Origin of the sequence: Mycolicibacterium stellerae (assembly GCF_003719305.1) — a bacterium.
GTDB classification, from domain to species: Bacteria; Actinomycetota; Actinomycetes; order Mycobacteriales; family Mycobacteriaceae; genus Mycobacterium; species Mycobacterium stellerae.
Map to the genome: position 1 here is coordinate 1 of NZ_RARC01000030.1, position 11,692 is coordinate 11,692.

Below are 11,692 nucleotides of genomic sequence, written 5' to 3' on the forward strand. Positions count from 1 at the left end.
CGCCGCGTCAACTCGGCGATCGCGGCCAGCCGGCGCGCACCGGCGATCGCCTCCTGGCGCACCCCATCCTCGATCGCGGCGATGACGTCTGCATCGCTGGCCGCCGCGAACTCCGAATCGAACATATGTACGAATGTACTCTGAGTCCCAGACGAAACCACCAGGTCAACCGCTGCCTGTGGATGAAATTACGACTGTGGATAACTCAATCGGCGGGCCGCGAAAGGCGCACCAGCGGAATCGTGCGATCGCCCGCTCTGCCTTCATAGTCGCCGTAGCCGGCATACATATCGAGCGCGAGGTCCCACGCTCGATCACGCTCGGCGGGGTCGGTGATTTCGGTGGCCATATAACTACCGCTGCGCGAGCCCGCGAGCACCTCCACCTTCGGGTTCGCGACCAAGTTCCGGTACCAGGCCGGGTGCGTCGTCCTGCCGTAGTTCGACGCGATCAAGATGAGATCATCGCCGTCGGTGAGGTACAGCAGCGGAAGCGTGCGCGGCTGGCCGGTCTTGGCGCCCGTCGTCGTGAGCATCATGACGGGAACGGGGTACACCGAGCTGACCCGCCCTCCGGTGAGGCGCAGCAGCGGCGGGTCCAGCCGCGGTGCGATCTGCTTCATGTACCAATCGCCGACCGGCATTCGCGCGAACTTCTCCAACGTTCGCTCGTACAGACCCATATGGCGACGCTGCTGGGGGCTCATAGCCGATTACCTTGCCAGCCCGGACGCCCTCAGGACCTGCAAAAGCGCATCAACGGCCGGGGTGAACGCGTGGTCCGCGGGCGCGGCGAAGCCGACGATGATCCCGTCGGGGTTCGGCACATCGGGACCGGCGAGTGGATGGCGCATGATTGCCAGGCCTTGCACCGTGATGCCTGCCTGGCCCGCGCGGCGCAGCACTTCGTGTTCGGTCTCGTCGGGCAGGGTCAGGACGAGGTTCACGCCCGCCGAGAGACCGCTGATGCCGACGTCGAATCCGGACAACGCCTCGACGAGCGTGTCACGCCGTTTGCGGTAGCGCATCCGCATGCGTCGGATGTGTTTGTCGTAGCTACCGCGCGCGATGAAGTCCGCCATGGTCAGCTGTGTCAGGGCGTCGACGTAGAACTGCTGCCCACCCGCGGCGTCCAGCACCGCGTCAATCATGTTGTCCGGCACCACCATCCAGCCCAGCCGCAACGCCTGTGACAGGCTCTTGCTCGCCGATCCCATGTAGATCACCCGGTCCGGGCACAACGCCTGCAGGGCGCCGATCGGCTGGCGGTCGTACCGGAACTCGCCGTCGTAGTCGTCGTCGAAAACGTAACCACCGGTGCGCTGAGCCCAGTCGACGACGGCGGTGCGACGCTCGGCGTGCAGCGGCATTCCGAACGGGCTGTGGTGCGCAGGCGTCAACAGCACCGCAGGGGTGTCCAAGCCGTCGAGTTCGTCGACTACCGCGCCACGTTCGTCGACGCCGATCGGCACCGTCGGCACGTCGAGTGCGGCGAGCGCGTCCCGGAAGATGAACAGCCCATAGGCCTCGACGGCGATCGGGCCCCGCCCGCGGAACACCTTTCCCAACAGTTCGACGGCATGGCGAACGCCTGCACACACCACGACCGACTCCGCCGACGTGCGTACGCCACGGGCCCGGGTCAGATACTCGGCCAGCGCGTCACGCAACTCCGGTCGGCCGCGGGCATCACCCATGCGGAGGGCTTCGGTTGGTGCCGTCGACAGCGCCCTGCGGGCCGACGCCGCCCATTCGGTCCGCGGGAACTCCGACACGTCGGGGGAGCCGGCCATCAGGTTGTGCACCGGTGTCGCCCGCAGGCCGCGGCCCCGCGGGGGCGCCTGCGCTCCACCCGTGTTGAGCACCCAGGTCCCCGCGCCCTGCCGTGACGCCAACCAGCCTTCGTTGACGAGTTCGGCGTACGCCTCGGCCACCGTATTGCGTGACAATCCCAGGTCGGCGGCGAGACTGCGGGACGGCGGAAGTATGGAACCGGGGGCCAGTCGACCCGACCGCACGGCGTCGCGCAGCGCCCCGAGCAGGAGTTCTCGCGTGCCGCGCGCCCCCGGCTTGATGATCTCGCGTAGGTCGAGGTGCAGGTCGCGACTACCGGAATTGGCCCATGAAGTCACCATGGGATTGAACCATGTATATGGGTCTATTCGCTCTACTCTCGAAGACATGACACAGACACTCGAAACCCAGAAGGTCGCCGACAAGCGACTGAAGATCTACAAGTCCTCGCCGGAGTTGCTCGACGCGATGATGGCGCTGAGCACCGCGTCCGCCAGGGATGTCGAGCCCGAACTCGGCGAGCTCATCAAGATCCGCGCCTCGCAGATCAACCACTGCGCGTTCTGCCTCAACATGCACCTCGTCGACGCCCGCAAGCACGGTGTCAGCGAGCAGAAGCTGGACGTGCTCGCCGCGTGGGAGGAGGCGGGTGACCTGTTCAGCGAGAGGGAGCGTGCGGCACTCGCCCTCACCGAGGCGATCACCGAGATCGCCGATGGAGTCCCCGATGACGTGTACGCCCGGGCCGCCGAGGTCTTCGACGACCGCGAGCTCGGCCAGGTCATCGCGATGGCCGTGACGATCAACGCGTGGAACCGAATCAACGTGACGGTCCGCACGGCGGTGCCCCGCCGCTGATACTGAAGGGGATGGACACCCGGTCCGGTGCGGAGATCGTCGTCAACGGCGACGTGGTCGACAAACTGCATCGGCCGGGCACAAACCCGATCGCATTGCGAACCCGGCTCCGAATCGCCGCGGAGTCGGGTTCTTTTCTGTCTCCGCTCAGCACGTCCCCACAGCCGGTGGATGCGCGGTGGCGCACTAGCTGGCCACGGGTGGAAACCGTTGTGCCACAACCCGACCACTTGCCGTGGGCCGAGGCGGGTCGGCTACTCGCGCAACTGCACACCGAATCGATGCCGGCGCGGGTGCCGCCGCACGGGTGGCCGCAGCGGCTACGACGTGCCGTCGACATTGCCCGCGAACACGACGTCATCCGTCAAGCGGCCGCCGCATTGCCCGCCGCGGCCTGGCGCGGTGGCTCATCGGGCCGGCCGTCGACGTTGGTGCACGGCGACTGGCATCTGGGCCAGCTCGGCAGGCGATCAGCGACCGAGCCGTGGCTGCTGATCGATGTCGACGATCTCGGTGTCGGCGATCCGGCATGGGATCTCGCCCGCCCCGCCGGCTTCTGGGCCGCGGGCCTGATCCCCGACGACGACTGGACGCAGTTCCTCAACGCGTACCGCGACGCGACCGGCCCCGCGCTGCCCGACGGCGACCCGTGGCCGGTGCTCGAGCCGTTCGCGCGAGCGGCTGTCGTGGCGGCCGCAGCCAATCATCCCGACGATGACCTGCTCGTCGCGGCGTGCGCCAGGATGGGCTAGCTGGAGAAGAACAGCCTGCCGAAGCCCTGCTTGCGGTAGTGCTTGTTGCCGCGGTGCCCCCAGCCCGGGCCGTAGTCGTACCCGTAACCGGGCTGCTGTTGCGGGGGCGGCGGTGGCGGTGCGGCCGAGACGAACCGGTTCTCCATCTGGGTGAGCGATTCGAGCTCGCCGAAGTCCAGGAAGATGCCCTTGCAGGTGTCGCACTGCTCGAGGTGGATGCCGTTGCGTTCGTAGGTCTTCATCACCCCTGCACACTTCGGGCACAGCAGCATGTTGCCTGTAGCTGCAGGGGGCGGGGCCTTCGGGGGTTCATACGGCGGGATGGTCATGGTTCATTAACGCGCGGGCATCCTGTGAAGTGCCTGAAATCGGCTAAACCCAGTACGGCACGCGCGCGCGGTACTGCCGCATGGCGATCCCGGCGAAGACCCAGCCGACAACGGTCAGCACCAGTACCACCACCCAGTGCCGTAGCTCCTGCTCCGCACCGAGCAGCGGCGCCCGCACGATGTCGAGGTAGTGCAGCAGCGGGTTGAGCTCGACGATCTTGGCCCACTTGCCTGCGCCCTGCTGCTCGAGTGTCGCCTCGTTCCAGATGATCGGCGTCATGAAGAACAGCAGCTGCACGAGGCTGAACAACAGCGGGCTGATGTCGCGGTAGCGGGTGGACAGGATGCCGAAGCACAGCGACACCCACACGCAGTTGAGCACGATCAGACCAAGCGCAGGGATGACCGCGAGGTCGGCCCACGACCACGGCTTGGGGAAGACGATCGCGATCACCACGAAGATCACGATGTTGTGCGCGAACAGGATGATCTGCCGCCAAACCAGCCGATAGACGTGCACCGACAACGGCGTCGGCAGCTGTTTGATCAAGCCCTCGTTGGCGACGAACACGTCGGCGCCCTCGATGATGGCCGCGTTGATCAGGTTCCAGATGATCAGGCCGAGCGTGACGTAGGGCAGGTGCTCGGACAGCTCGAGCTTGAACAGCTTCGAATACAGCCCGCCCATCGCGATCGCTGTGACGCCCGTCGCGATGGTGATCCAGAACGGCCCGAGCACCGACCGGCGGTAGCGCTGCTTTATGTCCTGCCAACCCAGGTGTGCCCACAGCTCGCGGCGCGCGAACCCGTCGACGAGGTCACGCCGCGCCCGCGACATCGTCCTCGACTGTGCAGCCGCATCGGTGAACGTCATGGCTTCTCGAACCTCTCGCGCCTGCCCAAGCGCCGCAATCGAAGCCACTCTCGTAGCCCTGCGGGGTCCCTCCGGGTCACGAGAAAGTACCAGCCGTAACGCAGCCACTCCTGAAGCAGGAGCTTGCGCATTCCCGGTTGAGACTGCAGATAGCCCCTATTGCGGTAGGTGTAGTGCCGCTTGGTCGGATTGTCTGGATACTGCGCGTGCATGCGCCCACCCAGAATGGGCTTGAATTCGTCGCCGCCCTGCGGGTGCAGGTATATCGCGTGCAGGCAGGTGCCGAACGGAAGCCCGGACCGGAGAAGTCGACGGTGCAGTTCGGTTTCGTCACCGCGGAAGAACAGCCGCAGATCCGGTACACCGGTGGACTCGAGCGTGGCAGCGCGAAAGAGCGCGCCGTTGAACAGGTGCGCGATGTTCGGCATCAAGTCCGGTAGCACCGAGTCCGTGCGTAATTCGCTCACCCTGCGACGCCACACCAGGCCGCGTCGCAACGGGAACGCCAGACGCTCCGGGTCGTCGAGGTCGCAGATCATCGGCGAGACCTCTGCCAGTCCGTGCCTCTCGGCGCACGCCAACAAGGTCGCAAGCACCTCGGCGTCCTGCGGGCGGCCGTCGTCGTCGGCCAGCCAGACCCAGTCGGCCCCTAGCGCGAGTGCGTGCAGCATGCCCAGCGCGAAACCGCCTGCGCCACCGAGGTTTCGGCGGGAGCCGAGATAGGTGGTCGGCACCGGCTGGCCGGCCACCAGATCGCGCACGCGCTCGTCGTGATCGTTGTCGACGACGATGAGGTGGTCGACAGCGCGGCTCTGGGCGGTCAGCGCGTCCAGAGATTTGGTCAGCTCGTCGGGACGCCGATGCGTGACCACCACGGCGATGACGGTGTCGGTCATGTGGCTTCGCGGGCGTTCTCTTCGAGCACCTCGCGCACATGGTGGGCGGCGTCCTCGCCCTCGTATGCGCGCACCACCTCCTCGATACCGCCCGCCATCTTGATGGTGCCGTGGTCGATCCACATCGCGGTCGTGCACAGCCGGGCCAGGAACTCGTTGGAGTGGCTGGCGAAGACGAGAATGCCGGAGCGTTCGACCAGGCCCTTCAGCCGCGACTGCGCCTTCTTGAGGAATTCGGCGTCGACGGCCCCGATGCCCTCGTCGAGCAGAAGGATCTCGGGGTCGATGCTGGTGACCACGCCCATCGCCAGCCGAACCCTCATGCCGGTGGAGTACGTGCGCAGCGGCATCGACAGGTAGTCGCCGAGCTCGGTGAACTCGGCGATCTCGTCCACCTTGGCCACCATCTGCTTACGCGTCTGACCCAGGAACAGGCCGCGGATGATGATGTTCTCGAAACCCGATATCTCGGGGTCCATGCCGACGCCGAGATCGAATATCGGTGCGACGCGACCCGTCACGGTCGCGACGCCGCGGGTCGGCTCGTAGATGCCCGACAGCAGGCGCAGCAGCGTCGACTTGCCCGCACCGTTGTGGCCGACCAGACCAACGCGGTCGCCAAGCTCCAGCGACATCGTGATGTCCCGCAGCGCCTCGATGACGACGACGTTGGACTCGTTGCGTCCGATCGTGCCGCCCGCCTTGCCGAGGAACGCCTTCTTCAGGGAGCGTGCCTTCGCGTCGAAGATGGGGAACTCCACCCACGCGTTGCGCGTCTCGATATGTGGTGCTGCCACCCAGACCGCCGCTACAGGTACTGCCCGGTCCCGGGCGCGGTGGGCCCGCGCTGACCGGGCGCGCTCATGCCGGGGGGCAATGCACCCTGGCGCATCTGCTCCAGCTGCTGACGGGCCGCCATCTGCTGGGCGAACAGCGCGGTCTGGATGCCGTGGAACAGCCCCTCCAGCCAGCCCACCAGCTGCGCCTGAGCGATTCGCAGCTCGGCGTCCGAGGGAACGGAGTCCTCGGTGAACGGCAGGGTCAGTCGCTCCAGTTCGTCACGGAGTTCGGGTGCCAGCCCGTCCTCTAGCTCGCGGATGCTCGTCTTGTGGATATCGCGCAGCTTGGTGCGGCTGGCGTCGTCCAGGGGTGCGGCTCGGACCTCCTCCAACAGCTGCTTGATCATCGTGCCGATGCGCATCACCTTGGCAGGCTGCTCGACCAGATCGGTCAGCGACTTGCCGTCGGCATCATCGCCTGGCTGCACTATCGGCCCATCGCCGCCGATGATCTCGATGTTGTCGTCGTCGGTGTTCGCACTCATTCCGCTCCGCATTTCCCTTACGCGCCGCGCCATTCATAGATGCGGGCCTCGCCGTTGTCGTAGATCATCTCCCACGACCGTGATTTCTCTAGCGACACTAGCCCGTCTGGCATCGCGAACTTCAGCACCACCGGTGTGCTGGTGAGCACGTACCGGATATTGAGCGCTTTCACCGCCTCTGCGATGCGCGGGTCGGTGTCGGCGTCGTCGGCGTAAGCCCAGAAGATGAAGCGGTGGTAGCCGGGTCCCTGTTGGACGGGGAAGTCGTAGTGCGTCCACAGCGGATGCAGCCCCGAAACCGCATACATCCATGCCGTTCCGTCGGTGTTCGCGTTGCCGATCACGGTGTCGCGCGCGCCGGGCAGGGTTGCGAGGTAGGCGAACGCTTCGAGGTCCTTGTCGTCGATTATCACCGAGTCGTACTTCTCGCCGAACAGGAACTTGTGCCGCGGCACGTAGGCGACGGCGGTGACCACGGTGACGAGGATCAGCGCGGCGGCGATTGCACCGTTCCAGACTCTCGGCCGCCCCTTGTCGCCCGTGAGCAGGCGAATGCCGCGGACGGCGGCGCTGACCGCCGCGAACAGAGCAAGGCCTGCGGCCGGGGCCAGCAGCATCGCCACCACGGCCGAGAGCCTGCGCGGGTCGCTGTAGAAGAGGTCGCTGAACTTGCCGGTGAGCGTGCCGAGCGGGCCGCCGAACGGCGCCGACGAGTGCACGATGCAGACGACCAGCCCGAGCCAGACGACTAGCGGCCACCAGACTTTCTTGGCGAGGAAGATCACCGCGCCGACGCCGGCCGCCACGATCAGCACCCACTGGATGGGGAAGTCGTTGAGGTGGCGGGTGTGCTGCACGACGGCGTCGATCAGGCCACGCTTCTTACCTTCGTGGGTGACGAACGCGTGCCCCTCGATGATCTCGGCCTGCTGCAGCACGCCGACGAACTGCGGTAGCAGCAGACACACCGTTGGCACCGCGATGAGGGCAAGCGCGATGAAATCCGGGAGCCTGCCGCGAACCGGATGCCACAGTGCGTCCACCAGCCACCAGGCCACCACGAACAGGACTGTCACCACGCCGCCGGTGATGTGCACCGAAAAAACCCCGAGCAACGCCAGCACGGCCAGCGGGATGCGGTCACGGTGGCGGACCGCCGACATCACCAACGCCATCGTCGGCACGGCGACGCCGTACGCGGCGAGGTTGGGCATCGATGCGGTGTCGAACTCGACGTAGGGGATCGCGGTGAAGGACGCCGAAAGCGCCGCCGCCGTCGCGGCCGCTCCTGCGGTCTGCCACTCGGTGAACTTGGCGCGCAGCAGCTTCCAGGTCAGGGTCGCGGCGCTCACCGGGAACAGCCAGACCGCCACCGCGAGGGAGTTGATCGTGTAGGCGGTGGTTGGCGCGGCACCGGTCAGCTGACTGAACACCGCGGCGACGGCGTGGAAGGTCGACGGATAGTAGAGCGCGTCATGGGTTTCGACGTTGCGCAGCTCGCCCATGTGGGTCGGTGAGGCCTGCCCGGTGTCGAGGATGTACCGGACGGTGTTGGCGTGCCACACGGCGTCCCATGTACTCGGTATCGACTGCCAGTGGGGTAGTCCCTTGACCGCCGCCAACCCGATCAGGGCGGCGCCGAGCAGGACGCCCGCGGCGACGACGAACGCGGGCCCTCGGGAGGGCGCCAGCGCCTCGGCATCTCGATCACGGTAGCGGCTCAGCAAATTCGGCAAACAAGCGGCGACCGCCGTGACCACAGCCAGAGCAAAGAACGCTGTCCACGCGTTCCACGGGATTCCGACGGCGCCGAACGGGACAATCGCCAGCGCGACGACGCCGTAGGTCAACGCGGGCCCCGTGGCGATTGCAACCGATGCGGGCACTCGAGCGGCGCGCGCGACGATGGCTCCGGGCGCTACCAGCACCAACACCGCTAGTAGCACTTCGAAGGCCAACCTCACTGCACTAGTATGGCTGCCCAGGTGACCCTGTCCGGCACTGCCCACACCGGTGTTGGGCACCCACAGAACGCGGTCGGTTTGCGGACTTCACAGGCTCTCTAAGGTGGCTGGCATGGCATACGACGTCGCCCGGGTGCGCGGACTGCATCCGTCACTGGGCGATGGGTGGGTGCATTTCGACGCCCAGAACGGCATGCTGCTACCCGACTCCGTTGCCACCACCGTGTCGACGGCGTTCCGGAACTCGATGACGACGACGGCCGGACCGCATCCGTCCGCCAAGCGAAGCGCCGCTGTACTCGAGGCGGCCCGCCAGGCGGTTGCCGACATGGTCAACGGGGATCCGCGCGGTGTGATCCTCGGGGCCGACCGGGCCATCCTGCTCAACTCGTTGGCCGACGCATCGTCGTCACGGGTCGGATTAGGCTATGAAACGGTCGTCACCCGGCTGGACGACGAGGCAAACATCGCGCCCTGGCTACGTGCGGCGAATCGGTATGGCGCCAAGGTGAAATGGGCCGAAGTCGACATCGAAACCGGCGAGCTGCCGATCTGGCAGTGGGAGAACCTGATCACCGAGGCGACCCGGCTGGTCGCGATCACCTCCGCTTCGGCGACCTTGGGCACCGTCACCGATCTGCGGGCCGCCACCAAGCTGATGCACGCAGACGGCGGCCTGGTGATCGTCGATCATTCGGCGGCCGCACCGTATCGCCTCATCGATATCGACGAGATCGATGCCGACGTCGTCGCTGTCAACGCCCTCGCGTGGGGCGGCCCGCCTGTCGGCGCACTCGTGTTCCGCGACCCCGACGTCATCAGCTCGTTCGGTTCGATCGCGCTCAGTCCGTATGCCACCGGCGTCGACCGCCTGGAGATCGGTGCGCATCAGTACCCGCTGCTGGCCGGCCTCGTCGCCAGCATCGAATACCTCGCTTCCCTTGATGAGTCGGCAAAGGGGACCCGACGGGAACGGCTCGCCGTCTCGATGGATTCCGCGTCGTCGTATATGGCGAGGCTGTTCGACTATCTGTTGATGTCGCTGCGGTCGCTGCCGCTGATCATGGTGATCGGTAAACCCGAGACGACGATTCCCGTGCTGAGCTTCGTGGTCAGGGAAGTGCCCGCGGAAGCCGTTGTGCAGCGGCTGGCGGACAACGGTGTGCTGGCGATCGCCAACGCGAGTTCGCGGGTGCTGGACGTGATCGGCGTCAACGACATCGGCGGTGCGGTCACGATCGGCCTCGCGCATTACTCGACGACCGCCGAGGTCGACCAGCTGATTCGCGCGCTGGCGTCGCTCGGCTGACTCGGTATCTTCGTCCGGCTAGCCGTCCACGCGCAGCAATACCTTCCCGGACACATCGCCGGAATTCAGCAGTTCATGGGCGGCCGCCGCCTGGTCGATCGGGAACTCCGCACCGATGATCGGACGGACACGGCCGTCGGCGACCATCGGCCACACGTTCTCGACGGTTGCGGCGACGACCTCGCTCTTGCTGCTCGGACCGGCCACCGGCCTGCCCCGCAGCGCGGTGGCGATCACCCCGGCCCGCTTGCCGAGCAGCTTCGCCACGTTCAGCTCGGCCTTGATACCGCCCTGCATGCCGATGATGACGAGCCTGCCGTCGTTGGCGAGCGCGTCGACATTTCGGTCAAGGTAGGAGGCGCCCATGATGTCGAGGATCACGTCGGCACCGGCGCCGTCCGTCGCATCGCGCAGCCGCGCCACGAAGTCCTCTTCGCGGTAGTTGATCAGGATCTCTGCGCCGAGTTCCTTGCACAGGTCGAGTTTCTGGGTCGACCCGGCGGTCACCGCGACTCGGCAGTCGAGCGCCCGCGCGACCTGGATGCCGTGGGTTCCGATGCCGCTGGCCCCGCCGTGAAACAGCGCCACGTGGCCGGCCGTCAGGCCTGCAGTCATCACCACGTTGGACCACACCGTGCACGCCACCTCGGGAAGGGCGGCCGCATGGGGCAGCTCGACGGCGTCCGGCAACGGCATCAGCTGACCCTCGGGCACGGCCACGAACTCGGCGTAGCCGCCGCCCGCCAGCAATGCACAGACGGGTTGCCCGATTTGCCAGCGATCGACTTCTTCGCCAACCTCGGCGATGGTGCCCGAGACCTCGAGACCCAAGATGTCGCTGGCTCCGGGTGGAGGTGGATATTTGCCTGCGGCCTGCAGCAGGTCGGCTCGGTTGACACCGGCGGCGCTGACCTGCACCACAACCTCACCTGCAGCGGGGCTGACGTCTGGGACTTCTTGCCAAACCAGGCGGTCGGATGAATGAGCGATGATCGCGCGCATTTCTAAAACCCTACCGCCCGCGGATTCTCGCCCTCGGCTATGCGTATGTCGTTTACCATGCCGAAGATGGAGGGCATGATTGCCGGGCGTACGGCTGGTGATATGCCCGGCCTGGACATCGCCGAACAGCGGTCGTGGCAAAACTTTCTCGACTCGGCACTGCGCATGTACGCGACCCTGAACCGGGCGTTGGTGGAGGCGCACCGGCTGACCCTCAACGATGTGCGTCTGCTGGACATCCTGGACAGATCGCCGACGGGTTCGGCCCGCATGGGTGATCTGGCCGAGGGGCTGATGTCACTGCCGAGCCGGGTGACCCGACAGATCCGCCGGTTGGAGGTGGCGGGCCTGGTGCGCCGTGGCGCCAGCCCCGACGACGGCCGCGGCGTGCTGGCCACCATCACCGACGAAGGCCGCCTTTCGGTACGCAAGGCGATGGTCACGTACGGGGATGGGGTGCGCGAGAACTTCCTCGGCAAGCTGTCGCGGCCCCAGATCGCCGCGATGGGCGAGAACTGCCGTCGCATCAGCGTCGGGCTCAAGGAAGCCCCGTCGGCCGCGAAGGTCGGAAGGGTCTGACCCTTTAGGCTT

Annotated in this window: 13 protein-coding genes; 4 read left to right on the forward strand and 9 right to left on the reverse strand. The window is 66.6% G+C overall.

Annotated features, from left to right (window positions below; translation table 11 throughout):
* Positions 1 to 205: 205 nt before the first annotated feature.
* The gene (locus tag D6M19_RS26755; RefSeq protein ID WP_123028317.1) at positions 206 to 706 is read right to left on the reverse strand and encodes a nitroreductase/quinone reductase family protein; all 501 of its coding nucleotides are present in this window, start codon (positions 704 to 706) and stop codon (positions 206 to 208) included.
* A gap of 6 nt (positions 707 to 712) precedes the next feature.
* Positions 713 to 2,134, reverse strand: coding sequence for a MocR-like pyridoxine biosynthesis transcription factor PdxR (gene pdxR, locus D6M19_RS26760; protein WP_123028318.1), 1,422 nt, complete (start codon positions 2,132 to 2,134; stop codon positions 713 to 715).
* Positions 2,135 to 2,180: 46 nt separating this feature from the next.
* Here pdxR and D6M19_RS26765 point away from each other — a divergent pair, with 46 nt between their 5' ends.
* On the forward strand, positions 2,181 to 2,651 hold the full coding sequence (locus D6M19_RS26765; protein ID WP_123028319.1) for a carboxymuconolactone decarboxylase family protein: 471 nt from the start codon (positions 2,181 to 2,183) through the stop codon (positions 2,649 to 2,651).
* Positions 2,603 to 3,403, forward strand: coding sequence for a phosphotransferase family protein (locus D6M19_RS26770; RefSeq protein WP_327389827.1), 801 nt, complete (start codon positions 2,603 to 2,605; stop codon positions 3,401 to 3,403). The genes D6M19_RS26765 and D6M19_RS26770 overlap by 49 nt, the downstream gene beginning before the upstream one ends.
* On the opposite strand, the gene D6M19_RS26775 is transcribed toward D6M19_RS26770, so the two are convergent.
* The 6 genes from D6M19_RS26775 to D6M19_RS26800 are packed head-to-tail and all read right to left on the reverse strand — an operon-like array spanning position 3,400 to position 8,790.
* Entirely contained in the window at positions 3,400 to 3,732 is a 333-nt protein-coding gene (locus tag D6M19_RS26775; protein WP_123028320.1) for a TFIIB-type zinc ribbon-containing protein, read from the reverse strand. The two genes, D6M19_RS26770 and D6M19_RS26775, sit on opposite strands and share 4 nt — an antisense overlap.
* Positions 3,733 to 3,775: 43 nt before the next feature.
* Positions 3,776 to 4,606: a galactan export ABC transporter permease subunit Wzm/RfbD gene (gene wzm / locus D6M19_RS26780; protein WP_123028321.1), complete on the reverse strand. Its 831-nt coding sequence runs from the start codon at positions 4,604 to 4,606 to the stop codon at positions 3,776 to 3,778.
* Positions 4,603 to 5,502 carry a galactofuranosyltransferase GlfT1 gene (gene glfT1 / locus D6M19_RS26785; protein ID WP_123028322.1) on the reverse strand — a complete coding sequence of 300 codons (900 nt, stop codon included), beginning with the start codon at positions 5,500 to 5,502 and terminating at the stop codon, positions 4,603 to 4,605. The genes wzm and glfT1 overlap by 4 nt, the downstream gene beginning before the upstream one ends.
* Positions 5,499 to 6,299: a galactan export ABC transporter ATP-binding subunit Wzt/RfbE gene (gene wzt / locus D6M19_RS26790; RefSeq protein WP_123028323.1), complete on the reverse strand. Its 801-nt coding sequence runs from the start codon at positions 6,297 to 6,299 to the stop codon at positions 5,499 to 5,501. The genes glfT1 and wzt overlap by 4 nt, the downstream gene beginning before the upstream one ends.
* 11 nt (positions 6,300 to 6,310) lie before the next feature.
* Positions 6,311 to 6,826 carry a bacterial proteasome activator family protein gene (locus D6M19_RS26795; protein WP_123028324.1) on the reverse strand — a complete coding sequence of 172 codons (516 nt, stop codon included), beginning with the start codon at positions 6,824 to 6,826 and terminating at the stop codon, positions 6,311 to 6,313.
* A gap of 17 nt (positions 6,827 to 6,843) precedes the next feature.
* Positions 6,844 to 8,790 (reverse strand): DUF6541 family protein, encoded by a 1,947-nt coding sequence (locus D6M19_RS26800; protein ID WP_123028325.1) that lies wholly within the window; start codon positions 8,788 to 8,790, stop codon positions 6,844 to 6,846.
* Positions 8,791 to 8,902: 112 nt separating this feature from the next.
* Here D6M19_RS26800 and D6M19_RS26805 point away from each other — a divergent pair, with 112 nt between their 5' ends.
* Positions 8,903 to 10,099 carry a cysteine desulfurase-like protein gene (locus D6M19_RS26805; protein WP_123028326.1) on the forward strand — a complete coding sequence of 399 codons (1,197 nt, stop codon included), beginning with the start codon at positions 8,903 to 8,905 and terminating at the stop codon, positions 10,097 to 10,099.
* An 18-nt stretch (positions 10,100 to 10,117) separates the two neighbouring features.
* On the opposite strand, the gene D6M19_RS26810 is transcribed toward D6M19_RS26805, so the two are convergent.
* The gene (locus D6M19_RS26810; protein WP_123028327.1) at positions 10,118 to 11,101 is read right to left on the reverse strand and encodes an NAD(P)H-quinone oxidoreductase; all 984 of its coding nucleotides are present in this window, start codon (positions 11,099 to 11,101) and stop codon (positions 10,118 to 10,120) included.
* Positions 11,102 to 11,167: 66 nt separating this feature from the next.
* Here D6M19_RS26810 and D6M19_RS26815 point away from each other — a divergent pair, with 66 nt between their 5' ends.
* Positions 11,168 to 11,680 (forward strand): MarR family winged helix-turn-helix transcriptional regulator, encoded by a 513-nt coding sequence (locus D6M19_RS26815; protein WP_123028395.1) that lies wholly within the window; start codon positions 11,168 to 11,170, stop codon positions 11,678 to 11,680.
* Positions 11,681 to 11,692: the final 12 nt, after the last annotated feature.

Excerpts from the sequence above, each read along its gene's own strand:
- wzm (WP_123028321.1), bottom strand. The coding sequence starts at position 4,606 with ATGACGTTCACCGATGCGGCTGCACAGTCGAGGACGATGTCGCGGGCG.
- D6M19_RS26810 (WP_123028327.1), bottom strand. The coding sequence starts at position 11,101 with ATGCGCGCGATCATCGCTCATTCATCCGACCGCCTGGTTTGGCAAGAA.
- glfT1 (WP_123028322.1), bottom strand. The coding sequence starts at position 5,502 with ATGACCGACACCGTCATCGCCGTGGTGGTCACGCATCGGCGTCCCGAC.
- D6M19_RS26815 (WP_123028395.1), top strand. The coding sequence starts at position 11,168 with ATGGAGGGCATGATTGCCGGGCGTACGGCTGGTGATATGCCCGGCCTG.
- D6M19_RS26775 (WP_123028320.1), bottom strand. The coding sequence starts at position 3,732 with ATGACCATCCCGCCGTATGAACCCCCGAAGGCCCCGCCCCCTGCAGCT.
- D6M19_RS26795 (WP_123028324.1), bottom strand. The coding sequence starts at position 6,826 with ATGAGTGCGAACACCGACGACGACAACATCGAGATCATCGGCGGCGAT.
- pdxR (WP_123028318.1), bottom strand. The coding sequence starts at position 2,134 with ATGGTGACTTCATGGGCCAATTCCGGTAGTCGCGACCTGCACCTCGAC.
- D6M19_RS26805 (WP_123028326.1), top strand. The coding sequence starts at position 8,903 with ATGGCATACGACGTCGCCCGGGTGCGCGGACTGCATCCGTCACTGGGC.
- D6M19_RS26765 (WP_123028319.1), top strand. The coding sequence starts at position 2,181 with ATGACACAGACACTCGAAACCCAGAAGGTCGCCGACAAGCGACTGAAG.
- D6M19_RS26755 (WP_123028317.1), bottom strand. The coding sequence starts at position 706 with ATGAGCCCCCAGCAGCGTCGCCATATGGGTCTGTACGAGCGAACGTTG.